The organism is Streptomyces sp. NRRL F-5122 (assembly GCF_001507435.1).
GTDB lineage: Bacteria > Actinomycetota > Actinomycetes > Streptomycetales > Streptomycetaceae > Streptomyces > Streptomyces lannensis.
The window spans coordinates 24,065-47,957 of record NZ_LMWH01000257.1 but is presented as its reverse complement, the minus strand read 5'-3'; the positions used below and the strand labels follow the sequence as shown (position 1 = coordinate 47,957).

At 70.0% G+C, this 23,893-nt stretch carries 20 protein-coding genes and 1 pseudogene; 7 read left to right on the top strand and 14 right to left on the bottom strand.

Translation table 11 applies throughout. The annotated features are described in order from the left end of the window. Window positions 1–311 precede the first annotated feature (311 nt). From smc to ADL25_RS34015, 3 genes are all read right to left on the bottom strand, one after another. Window positions 312–3,866: a chromosome segregation protein SMC gene (smc, locus tag ADL25_RS34025; RefSeq protein ID WP_059131752.1), complete on the bottom strand. Its 3,555-nt coding sequence runs from the start codon at window positions 3,864–3,866 to the stop codon at window positions 312–314. 213 nt (window positions 3,867–4,079) lie between these two features. After that, entirely contained in the window at window positions 4,080–4,283 is a 204-nt protein-coding gene (locus ADL25_RS34020) for a hypothetical protein (RefSeq protein ID WP_059131751.1), read from the bottom strand. A 377-nt stretch (window positions 4,284–4,660) separates the two neighbouring features. Then, window positions 4,661–4,942: an acylphosphatase gene (locus ADL25_RS34015; RefSeq protein WP_059131750.1), complete on the bottom strand. Its 282-nt coding sequence runs from the start codon at window positions 4,940–4,942 to the stop codon at window positions 4,661–4,663. Window positions 4,943–5,084: 142 nt separating this feature from the next. Between ADL25_RS34015 and ADL25_RS34010 the strand changes: the two genes are divergently transcribed. Beyond that, window positions 5,085–6,041, top strand: a complete 957-nt coding sequence (locus ADL25_RS34010) for a CAP domain-containing protein (RefSeq protein WP_059131749.1) — start codon at window positions 5,085–5,087, stop codon at window positions 6,039–6,041. 20 nt (window positions 6,042–6,061) lie between these two features. On the opposite strand, the pseudogene ADL25_RS34005 reads toward ADL25_RS34010, so the two are convergent. Together ADL25_RS34005 and ADL25_RS34000 are read right to left on the bottom strand one after the other, a co-directional pair. Beyond that, a pseudogene (locus ADL25_RS34005) lies at window positions 6,062–6,397 on the bottom strand (tyrosine-type recombinase/integrase); the annotation flags it as partial. A gap of 73 nt (window positions 6,398–6,470) precedes the next feature. Next, window positions 6,471–6,962 (bottom strand): DUF4240 domain-containing protein, encoded by a 492-nt coding sequence (locus tag ADL25_RS34000; protein ID WP_234381146.1) that lies wholly within the window; start codon window positions 6,960–6,962, stop codon window positions 6,471–6,473. Window positions 6,963–7,371: 409 nt separating this feature from the next. Between ADL25_RS34000 and ADL25_RS33995 the strand changes: the two genes are divergently transcribed. The 3 genes from ADL25_RS33995 to ADL25_RS46840 all read left to right on the top strand — a co-directional run bounded on the left by ADL25_RS33995 (window position 7,372) and on the right by ADL25_RS46840 (window position 9,847). Next, window positions 7,372–8,586, top strand: a complete 1,215-nt coding sequence (locus ADL25_RS33995) for an IS110 family transposase (protein ID WP_059131757.1) — start codon at window positions 7,372–7,374, stop codon at window positions 8,584–8,586. A gap of 98 nt (window positions 8,587–8,684) precedes the next feature. Beyond that, on the top strand, window positions 8,685–9,119 hold the full coding sequence (locus ADL25_RS33990) for a hypothetical protein (RefSeq protein WP_059131748.1): 435 nt from the start codon (window positions 8,685–8,687) through the stop codon (window positions 9,117–9,119). A gap of 209 nt (window positions 9,120–9,328) precedes the next feature. Further along, on the top strand, window positions 9,329–9,847 hold the full coding sequence (locus ADL25_RS46840; protein ID WP_079050744.1) for an Imm26 family immunity protein: 519 nt from the start codon (window positions 9,329–9,331) through the stop codon (window positions 9,845–9,847). 233 nt (window positions 9,848–10,080) lie between these two features. Here ADL25_RS46840 and ADL25_RS33980 read toward each other — a convergent pair whose 3' ends face one another. Continuing rightward, window positions 10,081–10,635 carry a barstar family protein gene (locus ADL25_RS33980; protein WP_234381145.1) on the bottom strand — a complete coding sequence of 185 codons (555 nt, stop codon included), beginning with the start codon at window positions 10,633–10,635 and terminating at the stop codon, window positions 10,081–10,083. A gap of 436 nt (window positions 10,636–11,071) precedes the next feature. Between ADL25_RS33980 and ADL25_RS33975 the strand changes: the two genes are divergently transcribed. Continuing rightward, a complete protein-coding gene (locus tag ADL25_RS33975; RefSeq protein ID WP_059131746.1) occupies window positions 11,072–11,458 on the top strand; it encodes a winged helix-turn-helix transcriptional regulator in 387 nt (128 codons plus the stop codon). A 63-nt stretch (window positions 11,459–11,521) separates the two neighbouring features. Here the strand turns inward: ADL25_RS33975 and mutM are convergent, their stop codons facing one another. The 8 genes from mutM to recG form a co-directional block, all read right to left on the bottom strand. Continuing rightward, a complete protein-coding gene (gene mutM, locus ADL25_RS33970) occupies window positions 11,522–12,382 on the bottom strand; it encodes a bifunctional DNA-formamidopyrimidine glycosylase/DNA-(apurinic or apyrimidinic site) lyase (protein ID WP_059131745.1) in 861 nt (286 codons plus the stop codon). A gap of 164 nt (window positions 12,383–12,546) precedes the next feature. Next, complete coding sequence (rnc, locus tag ADL25_RS33965; RefSeq protein ID WP_059131744.1) at window positions 12,547–13,374, bottom strand: ribonuclease III; 828 nt, start codon at window positions 13,372–13,374, stop codon at window positions 12,547–12,549. A 19-nt stretch (window positions 13,375–13,393) separates the two neighbouring features. Beyond that, on the bottom strand, window positions 13,394–13,567 hold the full coding sequence (gene rpmF, locus ADL25_RS33960; RefSeq protein ID WP_003951102.1) for a 50S ribosomal protein L32: 174 nt from the start codon (window positions 13,565–13,567) through the stop codon (window positions 13,394–13,396). 2 nt (window positions 13,568–13,569) lie between these two features. Continuing rightward, complete coding sequence (locus ADL25_RS33955) at window positions 13,570–14,208, bottom strand: YceD family protein (protein WP_107116776.1); 639 nt, start codon at window positions 14,206–14,208, stop codon at window positions 13,570–13,572. Between the two features lie 168 nt (window positions 14,209–14,376). Beyond that, a complete protein-coding gene (locus tag ADL25_RS33950) occupies window positions 14,377–15,438 on the bottom strand; it encodes an ATP synthase F0 subunit B (protein ID WP_059131742.1) in 1,062 nt (353 codons plus the stop codon). A 122-nt stretch (window positions 15,439–15,560) separates the two neighbouring features. Next, window positions 15,561–16,040: a pantetheine-phosphate adenylyltransferase gene (coaD, locus tag ADL25_RS33945; RefSeq protein ID WP_063805791.1), complete on the bottom strand. Its 480-nt coding sequence runs from the start codon at window positions 16,038–16,040 to the stop codon at window positions 15,561–15,563. A 26-nt stretch (window positions 16,041–16,066) separates the two neighbouring features. Then, window positions 16,067–16,654 carry a 16S rRNA (guanine(966)-N(2))-methyltransferase RsmD gene (gene rsmD, locus ADL25_RS33940; protein WP_059131740.1) on the bottom strand — a complete coding sequence of 196 codons (588 nt, stop codon included), beginning with the start codon at window positions 16,652–16,654 and terminating at the stop codon, window positions 16,067–16,069. Between the two features lie 94 nt (window positions 16,655–16,748). Further along, window positions 16,749–18,953 (bottom strand): ATP-dependent DNA helicase RecG, encoded by a 2,205-nt coding sequence (recG, locus tag ADL25_RS33935; RefSeq protein WP_059131739.1) that lies wholly within the window; start codon window positions 18,951–18,953, stop codon window positions 16,749–16,751. 168 nt (window positions 18,954–19,121) lie between these two features. Between recG and ADL25_RS33930 the strand changes: the two genes are divergently transcribed. Beyond that, window positions 19,122–20,969: an HSP90 family protein gene (locus tag ADL25_RS33930; protein ID WP_059131738.1), complete on the top strand. Its 1,848-nt coding sequence runs from the start codon at window positions 19,122–19,124 to the stop codon at window positions 20,967–20,969. 8 nt (window positions 20,970–20,977) lie between these two features. Further along, entirely contained in the window at window positions 20,978–23,863 is a 2,886-nt protein-coding gene (locus ADL25_RS33925; RefSeq protein WP_059131755.1) for a hypothetical protein, read from the top strand. The last annotated feature ends 30 nt before the right edge of the window (window positions 23,864–23,893 follow it).

Sequence of the window (23,893 nt, the reverse complement as noted above, 5' to 3'; positions counted from 1 at the left end):
TCGCGGCCGCCGCCGCGATGAAGATGACGTGCCCGAGATGATCGGGTTGAGCCGTCCCGGCTCCTGGCTGAGGTGCCTGCGCTGTGCTGGTCACGTGTGTAACTCCTCGGGCCACCGGCAACGTCGCCGGGGGTGGGGGGTGAGCCCTGTCAGGTAGCGAGACCTGAAGGTAAAAGCAACGTTGCAGAGACTATGCCTTCAAGTTTCGAAGTCAATAGTCAGGTAGCTGTGAACTTTGACCCCAGGACTGAACCCATAGCGTTCAGTAGTTGAACTCAACAGGTACGGGGACCGTTACAGGTCGCACCCGGCTAGCGCAGCCGCTGGGAGATGACCTTCGACACACCGTCGCCCTGCATGGAGACGCCGTACAGCGCGTCGGCCACCTCCATCGTGCGCTTCTGGTGCGTGATCACGATCAGCTGCGAGGCCTCCTGCAGCTCCTGCATGATGCGGATCAGCCGCTGCAGGTTGGTGTCGTCGAGGGCGGCCTCGACCTCGTCCATGACGTAGAACGGGCTGGGACGCGCCTTGAAGATGGACACGAGCAGCGCGACGGCGGTCAGCGACCGCTCGCCGCCGGAGAGCAGCGAGAGCCGCTTGACCTTCTTGCCCGGCGGCCGCGCCTCGACGTCGACACCCGTGGTGAGCATATTGTCCGGGTCGGTCAGCACGAGCCGCCCGTCGCCGCCGGGGAAGAGCCGGCTGAAGACGCCCTCGAACTCCCGTGCGGTGTCCCGGTAGGCCTCGGTGAAGACCTGCTCGACGCGCTCGTCGACCTCCTTCACGACCTGAAGCAGGTCGGCACGGGTCTTCTTGAGGTCCTCGAGCTGTTCGCTGAGGAACTTGTGACGCTCCTCCAGCGCCGCGAACTCCTCCAGCGCGAGCGGGTTGACCTTGCCGAGCTGCTGATAGGCGCGCTCCGCGGCCTTGAGCCGCTTCTCCTGCTCGCCGCGGACGAAGCGGCGCGGCTGGTTGCGCGGGTGCTCAGGGTCCTCGGGCAGCTCCTCGCCCTCGGCGGGCAGCGACGGCGGTACCGGCTGGTCAGGACCGTAGTCGGCGATCAGCCCGGCCGGTTCGACACCGAGTTCCTCCAGCGCCTTGGTCTCGAGTTGCTCTATGCGCAGCCGCTTCTCGGCGCCGAGCACCTCACCGCGGTGGACGGAGTCCGTGAGCTTGTCGAGCTCGGACTTCAGGTCGCGGCCCTCGGTGCGGGCGGTGGCGAGCTCCTGCTCCCGACGGGTCTTGGCGGCGTCCGCGGCGGTGCGTTCGGCCTCCGCCCGGCCCAAGGAGATCTCGACATGGGCGAGGAGCTGCCGGGCGCCGGAGGCGACGGCCTCCGCGACGGCGGCCTCGTGCCGCAGCCGGGCCCGGCGCTGTTCGGCGCGGGCGCGGGCCTCCCGTTCGGCACGGGCGGCCCGGTCGAGGGAGTCGGCGCGTCCGGCCAGTCCCTTGACCCGTTCCTCGTGCGTACGGACCTGGAGCCTGGCCTCCATCTCGGTCTGGCGCGCGTTCGCCCCGTCGGCGGCGAGCCGGTCCCGCACGGAGGTGTCGGGCTCCTCCTCCACCGGCATCTCCTCGGCGACGGCGAGCCGCTCGGCGAGTTCCTCGACCTCTCCCAGGGCCTTCTCCAGGGCCTCCTGCGCCCGGGCGGCGGCCGCGGTGGAGCGCTCGGCCTCTCCCGCGGCACCGCGTGCCTGGCCGGCCAGCCGCCCGAGCTGCTGGGCGACGGAGGACTTCTCGCGCTCGGCAGCGCGCCGGCGCTCCCCCACCTCGTCGACGAGCGCGGCGCACTCCCTGCGCCGCTCGCCCGCCTGCCGCTGCTCCTCGGTCAGCTCCTCGCATCTGACGGCGAGTTCTTCCAGCTCGGCGGCGGCCTCGTCGACGGAGGCCTGCACCTCGAGCAGGCTGGGCGCACCGGCGGAGCCGCCGTGTGCGAAATGCGCCCCGAGGAGGTCACCCTCGGCTGTGACGGCGGTCAGATCGGGCCACCTGTAGACGAGCTCCTCGGCGTCCTCGAGGCTGCCCACCACGACGACGCCGCGCAGCAGCCGCCGCACGGCGGACATCAGCTCGGCGGGACCACGGACGAGATCGGCCGCGTGCACGGCCCCGGGGGCGGGCTCCTGCTCGGGTACGTCGTCGGGGGCGCCGCTCAGCAGCAGGGCCGCCCGCCCCGCGTCCTGCTTGCGCAGCAGCCGGATCGCCTCGGCCGCGGCGCCCGGAGTGGTGACCGCGACGGCGTCCGCGGCCGCACCGAAGGCCGCCGCGAGCGGCACCTCATGGCCCGGGGTCACCGAGAGCAGCTCGGCCACGGGACCGAGCAGACCGGTGAGACGGTCCTTCGCGTCGAGCAGGGCGCCCGTGCCGTCCTTGCGGCGCAGGCCCAGGGCGAGCGCCTCGTGGCGGGCCGCGACCGCGGCGCGCCGGCGTTCGGTGGTGGTGGCCGCCTCGCGGGCGGCCGACAGGGCGGTTTCCGCACCGGCGAGGGCCCGCTTCGCTGCCTCGTGCTGCTCGGCCAGGTCGGCGTCACCCGCGTCGAGGCCGTCGACCTCGACCTTCAGCGTCTCGTACTCCTCCTGGGCGACGGCGGCGCGTTCCTGTGCCTCGTCCCGGGCGGCGGCGAGGCGGTCGATCTCGGCCTGCGCGGAGGCGGCCCGCGAACGGGCAGCGTTTACCTGACCGTTCAGCCGGGCGAGACCCTCACGGCGGTCGGCGATGGCGCGGGCCGCGTCCTTCAGCCGCCGCTCCTCGATCGTGAGTTCGCGCTCCAGTTCGGACCGGTGTGCGACGGTGTCGTCCAGCGCGCGCTCGGCCGCCTCGAGGGCGGCCTCCAGTTCGGCCTCCTGCTCGCGAATGCGCTCCGCCTCGCGCTCCATGTCCTCGGGGTCGCGTCCACGCCGCTCCTCCGGGGGCGCCGAGGTGGCGCTCTTCACCCGGGCGTCGGCGAGCGAGATCGTGCCGCGCACCCGCTCCGCGAGCTGGGACAGCTCGTACCAGGTCTGCTGTGCGCGCTGCAGACGTGGCGTCAGCTGCCGGACCTCGTCCTCCAGGAGCGCCTCGCGCTGCAGTGCCTTCTTCAGTTCGGCCTCGGCGGCCTCCTTGCGCTCCTTGAGCGCCGCCTCGTCCGCGATCTCGGCCCTGAGCCCTTCCCTCAGCCGTACCAGATCGTCGGCGAGCAGCCGCAGGCGGGCGTCCCGGAGATCTGCCTGGATCACCGCCGCTCGGCGGGCGACCGCCGCCTGCCGTCCCAGCGGTTTGAGCTGGCGGCGCAGTTCGTCGGTGAGGTCCTGGACGCGGGCGAGGTTCGCCTGCATGGCGTCCAGCTTCCGGAGGGCCTTCTCCTTGCGCTTGCGGTGCTTGAGCACGCCCGCGGCCTCTTCGATGAAGGCGCGGCGGCCCATGGGATCGGCGTGCAGCACGGAGTCGAGCTGGCCCTGGCCGACGATCACGTGCATCTCGCGGCCGATGCCGGAGTCGGAGAGGAGCTCCTGGATGTCGAGCAGACGGCAGGTGTCGCCGTTGATCTGGTACTCGCTGCCGCCGTTGCGGAACATGATCCGCGTGATGGTGACCTCGGCGTACTCGATCGGGAGGGCCCCGTCGCTGTTGTCGATGGTCAGTGAGACCTCGGCGCGACCGAGCGGGGGGCGCCCGGTGGTGCCGGCGAAGATGACGTCCTCCATCTTGCCGCCGCGCAGCGACTTGGCCCCCTGCTCGCCCATGACCCAGCTGAGCGCGTCCACGACATTGGACTTGCCCGAGCCGTTCGGGCCCACCACACATGTGATCCCCGGCTCGAACCGGAGCGTGGTGGCCGAAGCGAACGACTTGAAGCCGCGAAGGGTCAGGGCCTTGAGGTGCACGCCGCTGGACTCTACCTTCCGCCCGGTATCTCACTCCATGAACCCGCGGTTTCACCCATGAACGCGCAGGGCACACCATCCGTTAAGAAGACTGAAGGGGTGCGCGGGGGCAAGAAAGAAGGGACGCCGAGGCGTCCCTTGCAACTCTGACAACTGAGCGGTTGATAGGGGCTGCCCAACCACTGCGGGTGCCTTCGTGGAGCGATGCAGTGATCAGGTGAGCGCAGGCTCCGCCTGGTGTGCGTCGACGCTCTCCATGATCCTGTCGTGAGAAGCGGCAGCCGTCAGCGCGTCGTTCTCCGCCTGGATCCGTCCGAGCTCGGACTCGAGCTCTTGGACGCGCTGCTGGAGCCGTCGCATCTCGGCGAGGAGTCGCGGGTCGGAGCCGCCGACGTAACCGAGAAGCGCCTTTGCCATGATGGATGGTCCTCCACACTGAGTGACCGACCGATGCGGTGTGGGTCGTGAGGGATTCGCACCCGCGATGCTTGGCACTGTTGAGTTCTACGCCGTTCTTACATGCCAAACAGCTAAGGTGCGCGGGGCTTTCAGCGTCTCACCAAAAAGTTTGACGGTCAACACGATCACACCCTGCGTCGGGGGCGACCCGTGCGCGCGCTGCCCCGGCTGGGTGACGCTGCGGCTCCCAAGGGCCCCTGCGGGTGTGGAGATCATCCTTATCTTCGGAGCCTGCCACGCCCGGCGTTTCTTGGCAACCACCAGGCTCTTTCTGCTTCGGGCAGGTGCCAGTGGCATGTCCGTCCGCTTGTGCGGGACGGTCACCCGGTCATGGCTCAGCGAATCGCGAAGCCCTCGTATCCGCCGCGCGGGGTGTCCCAAATCTCAGTCACTCCGTCTACACGCCCGGGTGTGTCGTCGCCCCGGAGCCAGCCCAGCAGGACCTCGCATCCGCGCCGGGACCCCTCCGCCACCACCTGGACCCGACCGTCGTCGAGATTGGAGGCGAAGCCGCTCAGGTCACCGATCTCCAGCGCCTTGGCCCGCGTGTACCAGCGGAAACCCACGCCCTGGACACGTCCGCGCACCCATGCCACAAGCCGTGCTTCGTCGTTCATGGGTGCACGCTAACCGGCCAATGTCACAGTGGGCACTTCCTCCCCTTGCGCCATGCGGTAGCGTCCCCATCCATATGAAGCTCATGTGAAACTCACTCGATCGAGTGAGTTGCGCTGACCGCAAGACCAGGAAGGCCAGCAGATGGGACGCCACCGACGCTCCGCCGCCGGACGCGCCGCCACGGGGGGCCGCGCCACCGAAGTCACGCAGAAGCACCAGATCTCCGCGGAGGATTACGGTCCGGAGAACCTCTACGGCTTCGCCGCGGTGCTGGAAGCGGATCGGCTTGCGACCCGCTCGCACCGCAGGAAGAAGGCCGCGACCCCGGTACGCACGGGTCTGCTGGGAGTCTCCGCGGCCGTCGCGCTCGGCACCGTGGCGGTCGCCGCCGGGGTGCTGCCGGGCGCCAAGCAGTTCACCGTGAGCGGGGACGCCGGTGGCCCGCAGGCGGGGGGCGCCGCTCCGTCCGGCTTCGCGACCGAGCAGGGCGGTACGAGCGGCAGCGCCGACGACCGCGGGTCCACCTCCACGAGCCGCGACGACGACCGCGCGGCCGCGCCGACCACGCCGCCTCCGTCCACCTCGGCCGCCCCCTCGACGCCGGCGAAGGAGCCCTCGAAGGCACCGGCCCCGACCGCGACGAAGACGGCGACGGCCGCGCCTCCGGTGCAGCAGGAGACGACCGAGCCGCAGACCACGCCTCCGGCGAAGGTGACCGCCGAGGGAGCGGCCGCGGCCGCGGTCCTCAAGCTGGTCAACGACGAGCGCGCCAAGGTGGGCTGCAGCCCGGTGACCCCGAACGGCCCGCTGAAGAAGCTGGCGGAGGGGTTCAGCGAGGCCATGGCGGCACAGGGCTTCTTCGACCACACCGACCCCAGCGGCCAGGACCCGTGGGACCGCGCCGCGGCGCTCGGCATAACGGACCTGGGCGGCGAGAACATAGCCCGCGGCCAGGCGACCGCACAGGACGTGATGGTCGCCTGGATGAACAGCCCCGGCCACCGGGCGAACATACTGAACTGCGACTTCCAGACGCTGGGCGTGGGAGTGCACTTCGGGGACGGCGGCCCTTGGTGGACGCAGGACTTCGGCTACTGAGAACTCCCCAGGTCAGCGCCCTATGAGGTCTCCTGGGCCGTCTCGGGGCCGTCATCGGCAGCCCTCTCGTCACCGAAGACTGCATCGACGGCGGCCCGAGTACGGGTCGCGCTGGACGGCATCAAGTGCGTGTAGGTCCGCAGAGTGAAGCCGGGATCGTGGTGTCCCAGGTAGTCGCTCAGCGCCTTGATGCTCTCCTCCGCGTCCAGCAGCACAGACGCGTAAAAGTGCCGTAGTGCGTGCATCCCGTAGTCCCGCCCCGTGGCCGCACCAGCAGCACGGAGTGCAGGACGCCACTGCCGATCGTCGAAACGGTTGCGGTCGAGAGCCAGTCCCGTAGGACTTCGAAAGATCAAGCACCCGTCGTCGCTTCGCTCCTCCGGGCGGGCGGACGGCGCGTGAGGTCAGAACACATCGTGGCTGGGGCGGTCAGCTCTGCAGGTGCGACCAACCGTCCCGATTGGAAAAGGACTCGAAGCAGTAGCGGGTGGATCGATGCCACTCCTGCCCGGTTGCCATCTCGTACGCCTGATCCGGCATGTACAGAAGCCACTCGCCGTCATAGGTGGTGGCAGTGAAGGGCGCAAACTTGGAAGCGTCGAAGAAGACGGCTTCGTAGACGGCTCTCCCGGCGGCGACCACGGCACAGCGCGCGTACAGGAAGTGATCTCCAGACTGCGGAAAGGGGCTGCCGTCGCTATCGGTCATGTCGGCTACCGGCAGCAGACCGAACTTCTCCTGGTCGAGACGATAGAGAGCTTCCGACAGCCGTTCAGCGAATCCGATGATCTCAGGCACCGGACGAGTTGCTAGCTCTTGGGCAAGGCGGTGGCAGCCTGTATCGCTCGCCTCTCCATGCAGGGTGTCGATGAGTGCCCAGAAGTCAGACCAGGTCATCACGGGGGCAGCCTGCCAGATCACGGGATGATCTGTCTCGGGCCGTCTTGGGGCCGTGCGAGGCGGACCGGCGTTGACAGACGATGACAGCTAGCAACCGTGTCGGCCCAGGTCAGGGAGGCGTCGCGAGGGAGGCCTCCAGGTGAGAGGCTGCCTGCACCACTTCCAGAAGAACCGATCGAGTGCCCATGCGCCCCTGACTCGACCATTGCAACTCCCGGCCAAAGTCGCTCCGTAAGGTGTTTGGCGGTCCGGAAGAGTGGGGTGTGGCTCTAAAGTCGCTTGCCCCCGGCGGCTCCGGTGGAGAGCCACCCCGCTCTTCGGGACGCCCGGGCCGCTGATTGAGATGTGCGAATCGGTCGCTGTTTACGGAGCTGACGGCGGGGTGTCCTCGGACCGGAACGGCACGCTGTCCGAGGCCGAGGAGACGCACATGACCACACAGATGCCCTGCTTATGGGTCGGTATCGACGCCAGCAAGGCCCACCACTGGTGGGTCGCCATCGACAACACCGGAACCACCGTCTGGAGCCGGAAGGTCAGCAACGACGAGGCCGTCATTCTCGCCGGCCTGAGCGAGGTCCTCGCACTGGCCGGTGAGGTCCGATGGGCAGTGGATCTCACCGGCACCGCGCCCGCCCTGCTGTTGGCCCTGCTCGCCGACCACGGCCAACAAGTCATCTACGTACCGGGCCGAACGGTCAACCGCATGGCCGGCGCCTACCGGGGCGAGGCAAAGACCGACGCCCGCGACGCCTACGTCATCGCCGATACCGCCCGCCTGCGACGAGACTTCGCCCCCGTCGAGGTGCCCACCAAACTGGTTGCTGACCTGGCTCTGCTCACGACCCATCGCTCCGACTTGATCGCCGACCGGGTCCGTCTGCTCAACCGCCTCCACGACGTGCTCACCGGCATCAGTCCCGCCCTGGAAGCGGCCTTCGACTACGCCGACCACAAGGGCGCCCTGGTCCTGCTCACCGGCTACCAGACCCCCGCCGCCCTGCGCCGTTGCGGCCAGGCCCGCCTGACCCGCTGGCTCGCCGCCCGAGGCGTGCGCCACCCCGAGACGGTCGCCGCCACCGCCCTCACCGCCGCATATGCCCAGCACATTGAACTGTCCGGCCAGGACACGGCCGCGGGCATCACCCCAGACCTCGCCGCGCAAGTGCTGGCCTTGGACGAGCGGCTCAAGCAGCTCGACCGGCAGATCAGCGACGCCTTCCGCACCCATCCGCAGGCCGCGGTCATCGAATCGATGCCGGGGATCGGCCCCATCCTCGGCGCTGAGTTCCTCGTCGCCGCGGGTGACCTGGCTTCCTACCCCGACGCCGGTCACCTCGCCTCCGCCGCTGGCCTGGTCCCCGTCGCCAAGGACTCCGGACGCCGCACGGGCAACCTCCGCCGACCCCGGCGCTACAGCCGCCGCCTGCGCCGCGTGTTCTACCTCTCCGCGCAGACCAGCATCATCCGCGACGGCCCCAACCGCCCCTACTACCTGAAGAAACGAGCCCAGGGCCACAAACACATCCCCGCCGTCATCGCCCTCGCCCGCCGCCGCGTCGACGTCCTCTGGGCTCTGCTTCGCGACAACCGCCCCTTCACCACGAGCCCACCAGCAAGCACGCGCACCACCACAGCAGCCTGACTCGGTCGTAAAGACACCGCCGACCGCAATCGCAGGTGCGGCGTGCATGATGACGCAGTGGAAACAGCTTCCGGTCAAGCGCGTACGACGGGGGAATCGTGGCCTACCAACTCAGCTTCTTCTGCCGCTCTGGAGAAGACAGAGGCGACGAGGCGCTTGATCGCCTGCTGGACCGCCTCCTGGAGAGCGGTGACCGTCTGGTCGGCGAGTGGTTGGGGCCGTTCGAGAAATCCGTGGCCGCGTTCAGGCTCGGTACGGGCTGCAGCGACAGCGACAGGCCAGTCGCGGACTTGTTGACTCTGGAAGTACACGTGGGCGTAGCCGAGATCGCGGAGCCTGTGATCGCTGCATCGCCAAACGATGAGCAAGGCATCTGGGGATGCGACCTGCTAGCCACCGTCACCCTCAGCGGGGACAACCCCGACTGGCCTCTGGTGCACCGCATCTGGGCCGCCGTGGTGAGCCTGTGGGGGGCGGTTCCATGGGACGAGTCCTCCGGGTTCGAGATCGCTGCCGGGACGCCTCAGCTCTGAGCTCATACCAAGATCCCGGCCAGGCGCGGCCCAGGTCAGCGACACCGCAGACAAGACGCCATCCGCGTAGGCGATCTCCAGACTGGTGCTGAAGCACCCGGCCAACGGCGCTTGACTGGGTCATTAAGACTCCACCGACCGCGAACGTACCCTGATCGCTCAGCAGACCGGCTGACTGAGGGTGCAGGCCCGACGGAGATAATCCGCACATGAAGCAGCCAGCACCAGGAGACAGAAAGATCACTAGGGCCCGCGCCAGCAGAGCGCCCGGACGGGTGGTGCGCATCAATTTGGGTGAGGGCCGATGCGCCTTCGGAAGGCAACTCACTGGAGTGTGCGTCGAGTTCTACGAGCTCGTCGGCCAACCTGGAGCGCCTGTCGAGCTCATCAAGATCGTCGCAGCACCCGTTGCTTTCAAGATCTGGGTCATGGATGCGGCATTTCGGCGCCGTAGCGTCTGGGAACTGCTCGACGTAGTGCCCCTGACCCACGAGGAACAGACCGTGGTCCATCTGTTCGGCAAACAAGATCCGCTCAGCGGCGACATCACCGTCTATCACGAGGATCCGGTCACCGGGGCTAGCAGTGAAACACCCGCGACGCTCGAAGAGTGCCAGAAGTTGGAGCGGGCTGCGGTCTGGAGCCCTCAGCACATCGAAGATCGGCTACGGGACCATTTTGACGGCCGCCCGAACAAATGGGTGGAATCTTTGCGCTTGAAGCCGTGACGCCAGGGCCCATTTCTGTTACCCGCAGCGCGCCAGCGATCACCGGGCAGCGGCGTGCCTACGCGTGCCCGATCGGGCGGGAAGTCACGGGGAACCACGGTGCCGAACGGGCACCCCACAACACGACGGCCCCTGACCGTTTCACCTGGTCAGGGGCCGTCGAGCAGGGCGGTGGGTGTGGGATTTGAACCCACGGTGACTCGCGCCACGACGGTTTTCAAGACCGTTTGAGGTCAGCACCCGGCCGTTCCGGGCCGGCGCCGTGCGTCGAGCCATTCCGCTTGATTCCACATGACCGGCACGGCTCCAACGGGCTGGAAGGTGATGTCCGGATCGTCGCTGTGTACTAGGCACAGCACGCGTTGCCCGAACACCGCCGCGCTTCGGCCGTGGTCGGCCAGGATGTCTAGGACGATCTGAGCCTGTCGGGGACATGCCCGAGCGAAGTGGTCGTAGTGGGTGAGAACAAGGACGAAGCCAGCGGCATCGGAAGGTACACCGTATTCACCGTCCACCACGTCGCGAAGGCAGTCGTTGAGCGCGTCGAGGTTGCGGCCGTAGTAGTCGGGGAAGTCCAGGGCCGCGGCAATGTCCCGGTGCAGATCCTTCTCGGTCGTCCATCCAAAGGCATCCACTTCCACAACCGCGAAGTGCCGGTCGCGAAGACCCTCGATGGTCTGATCGAGGAGCTCTCGGCGCCAGTAGAGGGTGATGAAGGTGTTCGCCGCCAGCTGGCGGTAGAACTGGTCGGCGTCGTTGTCGGACCACGAATGCTCGCTCACGTGCACGATCTTGACATACAGCGGTCGCGTCTTATGGCGAATATTCCGCCGCCCCCCGCCAGGCGGATCTCGCCTGTATCGCCGCCACGGGTCAGCGCCCTTCGGGGCCGTCTCTGGGCCGTCCGAGGGTGCACACCGACGACCAACGCTGACAACCGTTGACCGCTCGATCGCTGGTCACAGCGTTGATCGTCTAGGCGGTCCCATGTCAGCAGACCCATGGAGCACTTCTTCGGCTACTGAGACGACGCAGGTCAGTCGGCTGAGCTCCGTCCTTGGCCGTGCCCGGGCCGTCAATCGTGGGTTCTCCCTCCGAGAGGTCGCGATCCACGACGGTCCGGGTCAGGGTGCCGCTCGACGGCATCCGGTGCGACCCCACCTCACACTATCCCTTGGTTAGTGCAATCTGTCGGTTAGTGCCGCGGTCGCGTACGCTGCGGGCATGACCACGGCGCAGGAGCGGGACCTCCCGTACGACGTCTTCTCCAAGGCGTGCCCGTCACGGGGCACGCTGGAACACGTCACGGGCCGCTGGGGGGCACTCACGCTCGGAGCCCTGCACGAGGGCTCGTTCCGGTTCAACGAGCTGAGGCGGCGGGTCGACGGGGTCAGCGAGAAGATGCTGTCCCAGACCCTGCACGCGCTGGAGCGCGACGGCCTCGTGCACCGCGAGGCCCAGCCCACGAATCCGCCACGCGTCGACTACGAACTCACCCCGCTCGGCCACGAGGTCGCCGAGCGTCTGCTGGCCCTCATCCGCTCCCTGGAGGGGCACATGGACGAGGTGCTCGCCGCCCGTCACCGGTACGACGAGGAGCGGGACGGCTAGGGTCCGTCGTTCGGATCAGGTCGGCGGCGCGGGGAGTGGCACGCGCATCCCACGACGTCGCGTCTACGGCACGGCCCTAGGCGTCCGCTGGCAGGTGGGGCAGAAATAGCTGGAGCGGTTCATCCAGGGGCGGCGGCGCATCGGTGTGGTGCAGCGCCGGCAGGGCTCGCCCTCCCGGCCGTAGGCGTCCAGCGACCGGTCGAAGTAGCCCGACTCCCCGTTGACGTTGACATAGAGACTGTCGAAGCTCGTGCCGCCCACGGCGAGCGCGGCGTTCATCACGTCCCGTACGTGGCCGAGGAGTTCGGCGGTACGCGGCCGGGTGAAGTTCGCGGTGGGGCGCTCGTAGTGGACGCGGGCGCGCCACAGCGCCTCGTCCGCGTAGATGTTGCCGACGCCGCTGATCAGCGACTGGTCGAGCAGGGCCCGCTTGATGGTCGTGCGCTTGCGGCGCAGCGCCCCGTGGAAGGCCTCGTCGTCGAAGAGCGGGTCGAGGGGGTCGCGGGCGATGTGCGCGATGACGTCGGGCAGCCCGTCGGTGCCGGTGTCGTGCAGTGAGAGACCGCCGAACGTCCGCTGGTCGACAAAGCGCAGCTCGGTGCCGACGACGTCGTCGAAGCGGAGGCGGATGCGGAGGTGCTTCTCCTGCGCGGCCTCGTGCGGCTGGACAAGGAGCTGACCGCTCATTCCGAGGTGGGCCAGGATCGCGGTGCCGGTGGTCTCCACCGGGATCCAGAGGTACTTGCCGCGCCGGCTCGGCGTGCCGAGGAGCTGTCCCTTCAGCCGGTGCGCAAAGTCCTCGCCGCCCGCGATGTGGCGGCGGACGGCGCGTGGGTGCAGCACCTCCACGCCGGCGACGGTCCGGTGGGCGACCCAGCGCTCCAGGCCTCGCCGCACGACCTCGACCTCGGGCAGCTCGGGCACGGTTCCTCCGGAAGGGTGAACAGGGACGACGTCCGCAGGGTACCTCGTGATCACGGGCCTCCGGCGGGCTCCGGCCGGCCGTGCGGACAGCGGTGAACCAGGCGCCCTACGACGCGGACCCCGCCCGGCGGATGCGCCGGGCGGGGTCCGTGAAGATGAAGGATTCAGGCTGTGGCCGGATCGCCCGCCGGGGCCGAAGCAGTGCCGGGGCCCCCGTCGGAGGACTCCTTCGCCTCGGCCTCCGCCTCGGCCCGCTCGTCCGCGGCCGTGCGGATGGAGCGCCAGGCCGATTCCGCGGCCTGCTGCTCCGCCTCCTTCTTGCTGCGGCCGGTGCCGGTGCCGTACGAGACGCCTCCGACGCGGGCGGCAGCAGTAAAGGTCTTCTCGTGGTCCGGGCCGGTCTCCGTGACCAGGTACTCGGGCACGCCGAGCCCCTCGGTCGCGGTGAGCTCCTGGAGGCTGGTCTTCCAGTCCAGGCCGGCACCGAGATTCGAGGACTTCTCGATCAGCGGATCGAACAGGCGGTGCACCAGCTCCCCCGCCGAGTCCAGGCCCTGATCGAGATAGACAGCGCCGATCACCGCTTCAAGGGTGTCGGCCAGAATGGATGCCTTGTCCCTGCCGCCCGTGCCCTCTTCGCCCCGGCCGAGCCGGATGAAGGAGCCGAGGTCGAGCCCACGACTCACCTCCGCAAGCGCACGCGAGTTGACCACCGCGGCCCGCAGCTTGGCCAGCTGGCCCTCGGGCAGGTCCGGGTGAGTCCGGTACAGCGTGTCGGTGACGACGAGGCCGAGCACGGAGTCCCCGAGGAACTCCAGTCGCTCGTTCGTCGGCAGACCGCCGTTCTCGTACGCGTACGAACGATGAGTCAGGGCACGCACCAGAAGGGCGGACTCGACCTTGTAGCCGAGCCGCCCTTCCAGAAGCGTGTGGGACGAGGCTGTGTTCTCCGCCTTTTTCTTGGCGTTTGGGTCCGCCTTGGCGTCAGACATCACACCTCTCACCAGCCGCTCAGACCTCGAGGACCTGGCGCTTGTTGTAGGTGCCGCACGACGGGCACGCGATGTGCTGCTGCTTGGGCTCGTGGCAGCGCTCGCACGCAACCAGAGTGGGGACCGCAGCCTTCCACTGCGACCGGCGGTGGCGCGTGTTGCTGCGCGACATCTTCCGCTTCGGAACAGCCACGGCTACTTCTCCTGCTTCTCGTCGACGCCCGCTTCGGCGCCGCTCATCTCGTCCTTCTCGCCGTCCGTCATGGTGCCGGCGAGTCCCTGCAGTGCCGCCCAACGGATGTCGACGGCGTCATGGTGGTGGTCCGGGTCGTCCGCGAGCCGTACTCCGCACTCGGAGCACAGGCCCGGGCAGTCTTCCCGGCACACCGGCTGCATCGGCAGTGCGAGCACCACCGCATCGCGCAGCAGAGGTTCGAGGTCGAAAAGTCCGTCCTCGAGGAAGAACCTGTCCTCGTCGTCCTCGGCGTCGTCGCCCGGCTCCGCGATCACACGGCCCCGGTCGTCGGCGTCAGGGTACGAGAACAGCTCCTGGAAGTCCGCTTCGAGCTCCAGCTCGAGCGGCTCCAGACACCTTACGCACTCCCCCTCGGCCGATGCACGGGCGGTGCCTGTGACGAGCACCCCTTCCATGACCGACTCGAGTCGGAGTTCGAGCTCCACCGGGGCGCCTTCCGGCACTCCGACGACCCCTTGGATACCGAGGTCCTTCGGAGCCTCGATCGTCTTGGTCAGGCGCTGCAGCGCACCAGGACGCCGCCCCAGCTCGTGCGTGTCGAACACGAGGGGCTTGCGGTGGTCGAGGCGGGCGTTCAGGGCCGTTCCTGCTTTCGGTCTTCTGGCTCCAGGGGGTGCCGCTCCGCCATCTGCGGGCAGCTTTGATCGCGGACGGTACGCGCGACCGAAGAGCCAGGATACTGGACCTTTCGCTCACGGCCCAATCCGGTGTTCGGCACACTCCCTGATCCCGCCCGCCGGGGACCGTCAGTGACCGCCGCGCCCCTGTTCGTAGGCGCGCAGCTGCTCGGCACTGATCATGCTGGTGTCGAAGAGGCTGGTCTCGTCCAGGGCGTCGGGCTGGGCGTATCCCTGGGCCGGCTGCTGCTGGCCGTACATGGCCTGCTGGTCGTACCCCTGCATCTGCTGCTGCTGGTAGGCGGCGTACGGATCGGCCTGCTGGTAGCCGTAGGCGTCCTGCTGGGCGTACGTCTGCTGATAGCCGTACTGGTCCGTCTGCTGATAGCCGTACGGGTCCTGCTGCTGCGCGTAGGCCGGCTCGGCCTGCTGGGCGGGGATCTCGGGCGCCTGGGCGGGGGCGGCCGGGGCGTCCGCCAGGGCCGCGAGGTCGGCCAGGTAGTCGGCGTCGCTGGAGTGCTGGACGGTCCTCGGGTCGTCGGCGAGCGCGCCGAGGTCGTCGGTGGCGATCCGGCCGTGCAGCTTCTGGCGGCCCTTGCCGACGGCGTCCAGGGTCTTGGCGAGAACGGCCTCGAAGGCTCCGAGCTTGGCGTCCACGTAGGCGTCGGCGTCACGGCGCAGGGTCGCGGGGTCGTGGCTGCGCTCGGGGGCGTCCTCGTCCTCGTAGCCCTGCTCGTCGAGCCCGGGACCGGTGCCGAGGAGCTTCTCCCGCCCACGGCCGACCGAGCCGAGCGTCTTGGTGAGGACGACCTCGAAGTTGGCGAGCTTGGAGTCGACGTAGTCGTCGGCCTCGGCACGGACCTCCTCGGCCTCCTGGCGGGCCTCGGTGAGGATGCGCTCGGCCTCGTTCTGGGAGCGGCGGGCGACCTCGGTGTCGGAGATCAGCGAGCCGCGCTCGGCGTGCGCGCCCTCGATGATCCGTTCGGCCTCCTGCCGGGCCCGCTCGACCAGATGCTCACGGTCGCCGATCAGCTCCTGGGCCTCGGCCAGGGAGTCGGGCAGCGCCGCGCGTACCTCCTCGAGCATCGAGAGCAGCTCGGCGCGGTTGACCACGCACGAGGCCGACATGGGCATCGACCGGGCGCCGGAGACCACCGAGACGATATCGTCGAGCTTCTTCTGCACGTCCACCGTGTGCTCGCCACTCTCTACAGCTGTGATGAAGACGGACGGTTCGACTCTACGACCACTTCCGCCCCGACCGACACCGAGTGATGGACTGTCAGGTTCCGCAGAGGGCTCCGCAGCCTCGCTCAGTCCTTCCTGAGGCGCTTGTCCAGGGCTTCCAGAACGGCCGGGGGAACCAGGTGGGAGACGTCTCCGCCCCAGGCCGCCACCTCCTTGACCAGCGAGGAGGACAGGAAGCTGTAGGTGGGGTTGGTGGGGACGAAAAGGGTCTCCACGCCGGACAGGCCGTTGTTCATCTGGGCCATCTGGAGTTCGTAGTCGAAGTCGCTGACGGCGCGCAGGCCCTTGACGATGGCGGGGATGTCGCGCTGCTTGCAGAAGTCGACGAGGAGGCCGTGGTGGGACTCCACGACGACGTTCGCGTAGTCGGCGGTGACCTGGCGGATCAGCTCGATCCGCTCGTCGACCTCGAAGAGGCCCTTCTTGGACTGGTTCACCATCACCGCGACATAGACCTCGTCGTACAGCCTGGACGCACGGGCAATGATGTCGAGGTGTCCGTTGGTGATCGGGTCGAACGACCCGGGACAGACGGCGCGGCGCACTTGTGATCCCTCGCTCTCCGGTCCGGTCATCGTGCGTCTTCGCACGTAGAGGCGGCGCGACCGTACCAAAAGGTCCCCTCGCCGTAACGACGGGCCCGGACCGCTTCGAAGCCGTCCGGCCACCGGAATTCCCCGCCTCTGGTGCTGCGCTCCACGGTGACGACGGCTTCGGCCCCGAGCCAGCCCCCGGCGCGGAGTGTGAGCAGAATCTCGCGAAGATCGTCGTCGGAGACCGCGTACGGCGGGTCCAGGAAGACGATGTCGTACGGCTGAGCCGGCGCCGGGCTGTGGATGATCTGTTCCGCTTTGCCCGCCCTGACCTCGGCGCCCGGCAGCCCGAGCGCCTTGACGTTCTCACGGACGGTACGCACGGCCCGGGCGTCGGCCTCGACGAGCAGGCTGTGGCCCGCTCCGCGGGACAGCGCCTCCAGACCGACGGCTCCCGACCCGGCGTACAGGTCCAGGACGCGCTCGCCGGCCAATGGACCGCCGAGGAGGGACTGCCAGGTGGAGAAGAGGCCCTCGCGCGCCCGGTCGGACGTGGGACGGGTGCCGTTCCCCGGCGGGACGGCCAGACGGCGTCCGCCGGCCCGGCCGGCGATCACGCGGGTCATCTCTTCGGTCCTTGTCGGTGTGGGGGTCGTTGCCCTGCGCCATGGGCGAGGTGTTTTCCTCCAGTCTCGCAGCCCGGGCGACGTCGCCGCTCGGTCACCCCTTGTCCAGGTACTGCTCCCGGTCCTCGTCGAGCAGGGCGTCCAGTGCCGTGCGCAGACCGGGCAGGAGCTCCAGCTCCGGGTCGGCGGCCACCACCGCGGCGGCCTCCTCGCGGGCCTCGGCGATGATCTCCTCGTCGTCGATGACGGCGAGCACGCGCAGCGAGGAGCGGGCGCCCGACTGGGCCTGGCCGAGGACGTCGCCCTCGCGGCGCTGTTCGAGGTCGATGCGGGAGAGCTCGAAGCCGTCGAGGGTGGAGGCCACGGCGTTCAGCCGCTGACGTGCGGCGCTCGCCTCCGGCATGTCGGTGACCAGGAGGCAGAGACCGGGCGCCGAGCCGCGGCCGACCCGGCCGCGCAGCTGGTGGAGTTGGGAGACCCCGAAGCGGTCGGCATCCATGATCACCATCGCGGTGGAGTTCGGGACGTTGACGCCGACCTCGATGACCGTCGTGGCGACCAGGACGTCGGTCCCGCCGGCGGCGAACCTGCGCATCACCGCGTCCTTGTCGTCGGGCGGCATCCGGCCGTGCAGCACCTCGACCCGCAGCCCCTGGAGGGGGCCCTTCGCGAGTTGCCCGGCCACGTCGAGGACGGCGAGCGGGGGGCGCTTCTCCGCCTCGTCCTCCGGCGACTTCCGCGCCTTCTTCGGCTCGTCCTCGTCGTCCCCGATACGGGGACACACCACATACGCCTGGTGGCCGTTCCCGACTTCCTCGCGCACGCGTTCCCAGGCGCGCGCAAGGAAGTGCGGCTTGTCGGCCGACGGGACCACATGGCTGGCGATCGGGGAGCGGCCAGCCGGAAGCTGGTCGAGGACGGAGGTCTCCAGGTCGCCGAAGACGGTCATGGCGACGGTCCTCGGGATCGGCGTGGCCGTCATCACCAGCAGATGCGGCGGTTGCTTGCCCTTGCCGCGCAACGCGTCCCGCTGCTCGACGCCGAACCGGTGCTGCTCGTCCACCACGACCAGCCCGAGGTCGTGGAACTGCACCTTGTCCTCGATCAGCGCATGGGTGCCGATCACGATCCCGGCCTCTCCCGTGACGAGGTCGAGCAGCGCCTGCCGCCGCGCCGCCGCCCCCATCGAGCCCGTCAGCAGCACGACTTTGGTGGCCTGCTCCGAGCCGCCCAGCATCCCGCCCTCGGCCAACTCCCCCATCATCTCGACGATCGACCGGTGGTGCTGCTGGGCGAGCACCTCGGTGGGCGCCAGCATGGCGGCCTGACCGCCCGCGTCGACGACGGCGAGCATGGCGCGCAGCGCCACCAGGGTCTTTCCCGACCCGACCTCCCCCTGGAGCAGCCGGTGCATGGGGTGTTCGGTCGCCAGGTCGTCGAAGATCTCCCGCGAGACCTTCTGCTGGCCCTCGGTCAGCGTGAAGGGGAGGTCGGCGTCGAAGGCCGTCAGCAGGCCGTCGGACGCCGGCACCCGGGCCACCGCGGGCAGTTGTGCGTCCGCGTGGCGCCGGCGGGCCAGGGCGACCTGGAGGACGAAGGCCTCGTCCCACTTGAGGCGGTTGCGCGCGTCGGCGATGTCCGCCTTGGTGTGCGGCCGGTGGATCTTGAGAAGTGCCTCGGGCAGGGAGACCAGGGAGCGGCCCTCGCGCAGGACGTCCGGCAGCGGATCGAGGGCCTCCTGGGCACTCGGCAGCACCGTCTGGATCGATTTGGCGATCTTCCAGGACTCCAGCTTGGCGGTGGCCGGGTAGATCGGGATCAGCGCGCCCGCCCAGCTGTCCACCGTCTCGGCCACATCCTCGCCGCGCAGCAACTCGTAGGCCGGATGAGCCAGTTGCAGTCGGCGGTTGAAGACGGAGACCTTGCCCGCGAACAGTGCCCGGGTGCCCGGCAGGAGTTCCTTGTGGGGCTTGTGCACGCCGTTGCCGAAGAAGACCAGTTGGAGGCGGCCGCTGCCGTCGGTGATCGTCACCTCCAGGCGCTGGCCCTTGCCGCGGGGCGCCTTGGCCGAGGCGAAGGTGTGCAGTCGGGCGTCGGCGACCTGGGCCACCACCGTGACGTGCTCGTCCATGGGGAGATCGGCGAGGTGGGTGAGCTGACCGCGCTCCTCGTACCTGCGCGGATAGTGATGGAGCAGGTCTCCGACGGTGTGCAGGCCGAGATGCTCGGCCATCACCTTCGCGGTGGCGGGGCCGAGCACCTTCTTCAGCGGTTCTTCCAGTGCGGGCACGAGATCCATTGCACACCACCTCACTGACATCGCCGTATACGTCTCGCAAATCTGCTGGTCAGCGGGGTGGCTCGCGGCCTAGGATGGCCCATCTTCCGGCTCGCCCCGCGGTCGCCGCCCCACCGGGACCGCCCGACCCCGCGCCGTCGTCAGTCCCCCACCCTCGGCGCTGTGACGATGGACTCCCAGACCTCGCAGTCATCCCAGGCACCTCAGTCACCTCAATCACCTCATACGTTCCAGGTCGACCTGCGCGGTCTGGTGGACCTGCTCTCCCATCACCTCTACTCGAGTCCCAAGGTCTATCTGCGCGAGTTGCTGCAGAACGCCGTGGACGCCATCACCGCCCGCCGTGCCGTGCAGCCCGACGCACCGGCCAGGGTCCGGCTGCACGCGGACGGCACCGGTCTGCGTATCGAGGACTCGGGCATCGGGCTCACCGAGTCGGACGTGCACGGTCTCCTCGCCACCATCGGGCGCAGTTCGAAACGGGCCGACGGCATCCAGGAGGTCCGCTCGGACTTCCTGGGGCAGTTCGGCATCGGGCTGCTGGCCTGCTTCGTCGTCGCCGAGCGCATCCGGGTGGTCAGCCGCAGCGCCCGGACGCCGCAGGCCGCGCCCGTGGAGTGGACGGCTCGCGACGACGGTTCCTACGTCGTACGCACCCTGCCCGACGACGCCCGGCCCGAGCCGGGCACCACCGTGTACCTTCAGGCGCGTCCCGGCGCCGCCGACTGGCTCTCCCCGGACCGGGTGCACACCCTGGCGCGGGACTTCGGTTCGCTGCTGCCCTACGACGTCCGGGTCGGCGACGAGGCGATCACCGACCTGCCGGCGCCGTGGGACCGGGGCTATCCGTCCCCGGCCACCCGCAGGGTGGCCCTGGCCCGCCACTGCCACGACCTGTTCGGTTTCACCCCGCTGGACTCGATCGACCTGGATGTGCCGCTCGCCGGGGTCCGCGGCGTGGCGTACGTCCTGCCGACCGCCGTCAGCCCGGCCCAGCGGGCGAGCCACCGGGTGCATCTGAAGGGCATGCTGCTCACCGAGCGGGCCGAACAGCTGCTGCCCGAATGGGCGTTCTTCGTCCGCTGTGTGCTCGACACGGACAGTCTGCGGCCCACTGCCTCGCGCGAGTCCCTGTACGAGGACGAGACGCTGGCGGCGGTGCGCGAGGCCCTCGGGGAGCGCATCCGGTCCTGGCTGACCCGGCTCGCGGCCGGCGACCCGGAGCGTCTCGCGGCCTTTCTCTCCGTGCACTACCTGGGTGTGAAGTCGCTGGCGCGGCACGACAAGGAGATGCTGCGCACGATGCTGCCGTGGCTCCCCTTCGAGACGACGGACGGACGGCTGTCCCTGGAGGAGTTCGCACAGCGCCATCCGGTCGTGCACTTCACCCGGACCGTCGAGGAGTACCGCCAGGTCGCCCCGATCGCCTCAGCACAGGGCGTCGGCGTGGTCAACGGCGGTTACACGTACGACAGCGAGCTGGTGGAGGCGCTGCCGTCGGTGCGCCCTGGGACGGTGGTCGCGGAGCTGGACGCGGACACCGTCACCGCTCACCTGGACGCGGTGGACCCCGGCGAGGAACTCGCCCTGTCGGCGTTCCTCGCGGCCGCTCGCGCCAAGCTCGACCCGCTGGGCTGCGACGTCGTGCTGCGCGCGTTCCATCCCCTCTCGGTGCCCGCGCTGCACCTGGACGACCGGGCGGCCCGGCACGAGCAGGCGCGCGCCGACGCCGAGGAACAGGCCGACGACCTGTGGGCGGGCATCCTGGGGTCGCTGCGCGGCAGTGCGCCCCGGGCCCGGCTGGTCCTCAACCACCTCAACCCGCTGATCCGCCGGATCGGTTCCCTCCAGGACCCGGAACTGATCGGCACCGCCACCGAATCCCTCTACGGGCAGGCCCTGCTGATGGCCCAGCGTCCTCTTCGGCCCGCCGACTCCGCACTGCTGAACCGCGCCTTCATCGGCCTCCTCGAATGGGCCACCCACACCGACTTCCCGGAGGGCGGCTCCCGATGAGCCAGGTCATGGATTTCGACTCGCTGCGCCAGGCGATGGCGGACAACTACGAGCAGCCGGAGGGCCCGGCGCGCAACGCGCGCGCCGAGCAACTGCTCGTGGAGGCGGAGAAGCTGAACATCCCGCTGGCCGTGATCGAGGCGCTCGGACACCAGCTGAAGGTCTACAACTACAGCTCCGAGAAGGACAAGATGTTCGTCCCGTTCGCGCGTCTGCTGCGCATGTGGGACGAGCGCCCGGAGGACTTCGACGCGTACGAGACCCACACGCTGCACTGGGTCTTCAAGTGGATGTCGGCGGGCATGCTCGGTCAGCCGCACATCCCGCTCGCCTCCATGGAGAAGTGGCTCGGCGAGATGGAGCACCGCTACCGGCTGGCCGGGCACTCCGAGCGTGCAGTGCGCAGCGCGGAGTTCAACATCGCCGCGCACGTCGGGGACACTGAGCGCGCCGATCGGGCGTACCGGGCCTGGCTGGCGGCCGACCGCGACGACATGGCCGACTGCCACGCGTGCGAACTGCACGACCAGGGGTGGTGGCAGGCCCACAAGGGCGACGACGAGCAGGCGCTGCGTCTGTGGCGGCCGGTCCTGGAGGGCGAGCACGTCTGCGCCCACGAACCGCACGCCGTGCTGGCCTCCTCCCTGGTTCCGCTGCTGCGGCTGGGCCTCCTGGACGAAGCCCGGGCGCACCACCTGCGCGGCTTCCGGCTCGTGCGGGCCATGGAGAGCATGCGCAGCGCCTACGCGGACCACGTGGAGTTCTGCGCGCTGAGCGGCAATGAGGCGCGCGGCCTGGAACTGCTCGCCGAGCGGCCCGCGTACTTCACGGACTCCGGGGAGCCGCGCAGCAGGCTGGACTTCATGGCCGTGACGGCCCTGCTGATGGACCGGCTGGTCGAACGCGGGTTCGGCGACCAGGCGGTGCCGGGCCCCGCTGGCCGGGAGTGGACCGCGAGGCATCTCGCGGCCCACGCGCGCGGGGAGGCGCTGGCGCTCGCCGGCCGCTTCGACGCACGCAACGGGACGTCCTATGTCACAGGACGCACCCGGGAGCGGATGGACCGGCGCCCGCTGGTGGAACGGCTGCCGCTGGGTGTGCGCGCGGCCCGTCCGGCGCCCGTGCAGGCCCGGCCACCGGCCGCCCCGGACCGGGAGCGGGACCTTCCGGATCTGCTCGCCGAGGCCCGGCGCCTGTCGGAGGCACTGCACCCGGACGCCATGGACGCATGGGCGGAGGTGGCACGGGCAGCGGAGGGCCGGGAGCTCGACGCCCGGGACCGCGCGGACCTCGTCGACCACGAGGCGATGAGCATGGGTCCGGACGGCGCCGAGTCGTTCGACCGGGCGGCCGAGCTGTTCGCCGAGGCCGGCGACCCCGGTGAGGCACTGGCGGCACGCACGCGCGCGGCGTACGTCCGCGCCCTGACGGGTCACGCCGACGAGGCACTGGAGACGATCGGCCAACTGCGCGAGCAGGCGCTCGCCCTCCACGAGGCGGGCGGCACGGGCGTACGGCAGACGGCGTCCGTGCTCGTGGGGCGCGCCCGCGTCCTGATGCACCGCTTGCGCGAGGACGAAGGCTCCGTGTCGGCCGCCGAGGAGGCGGCGCGGGAGCTGCTGGCGTTCGCCGGACCGCACACCGCGCAGGTACGCCTCGCGTCCCGGGCCGCCGAGGCGAAGGCCATGCTCGGGGAGCTGGCGGTGCACGCCGGTGACGCCGAGAGCGGTGCCCGGCTGCTGGCGCAGGCGGCCGGGGAGTACGTGGCGGCGGGCCTGCCCTGGTTCGCGGTGGACCACGAGGTGCGGTTGTCCCGGACAGCCCGGCAGCTCGGCGACGCGCAGACGGCGCAGGAAGCGGCCCGCGCGGCGCTCGAGCACGGGCAGGGCGTTCTGGAGTCCGTCGCGCAGGCCCGGCTCCATCTGGAACTGGCGGAGGCGGTCGGGACGTCCGGCGGGTTCGCGGAGGCCGCCGAGCACGCCCTGGAGGCGGCGCACTGGGCGGACGAGGCGGGTGAGGCCTCGACGCTGGGCGCGTGGGCACGCCATCTGCTGGGCGGATTCCTGCTCCGCCAGGGGCGCTTCGCGGAGGCCGCCGAGGTGCTGGAGTCGGCGCTGCCCGATCTGACCGCCGAGACCCACGGCGACGGGGCGATCGTGCAGACGCAGTGGTGGCTCGGCGACTGCCTCACCGAGTTGGGCGAGCACCGCGCGGGGGCCGAGCAGTGGCTTCGGGCCGCGGAGATCGCCCGGCACTGGCCGGAGCAGCGGGACCACGCGATGCTGGCCCACCTGGCCGCCGAGGCGCTCGGGCGGGCCGGGCTGCCCGCGGAGGCGGACCGGGCGTACGCCCGCGCCGTCGACCTGTGGCGCGAACTGGGCAACACGCACGGCCTGGTGCGCGGTCTGCGGGCCCGCGCGTGGCTCGCCGCCGAGGGGGAGGCCGACCTCGACACGGCACGGGAGCTGATGGCGCAGGCGGCACAGGAGTGCGCCACTGCGGCCCGCGCCGCCGAGGACACCGGGGCGCGTGACCGTCTGACCGGCGAACTCGGTCATTCGCAGCGCCAGTTCGGCGAGCTGATCGCCCGGTCGGTCGGTGACGGTGCCGGCGAGGAGGCGGTGGCTGCGGCCTTCGCGGAGGCGCTGGCGCACTTCACGGAGGCGATCGCGACCTTCACGTCCCTGGGCGCAGACACCCTCGACGCCCGTACCGGCGCGGAGTTGGCCGCGGGCTGGCTGGAGGCCGACCTCGGCCGCCCCGACGCGGCGTCGGCACGCGCGCGCGCGGTGCTGTCGGCGTACGGGAGTGCCGACGGCGAGGAGACCGCCCGGGCACGGCGGGCGGAGGCCGAGCGGATGCTCGAGCTCATGGAGGAGCACCGCAAGCGATGAGGTGCGCCGGGCGCCCGCTGCTACGGGCGG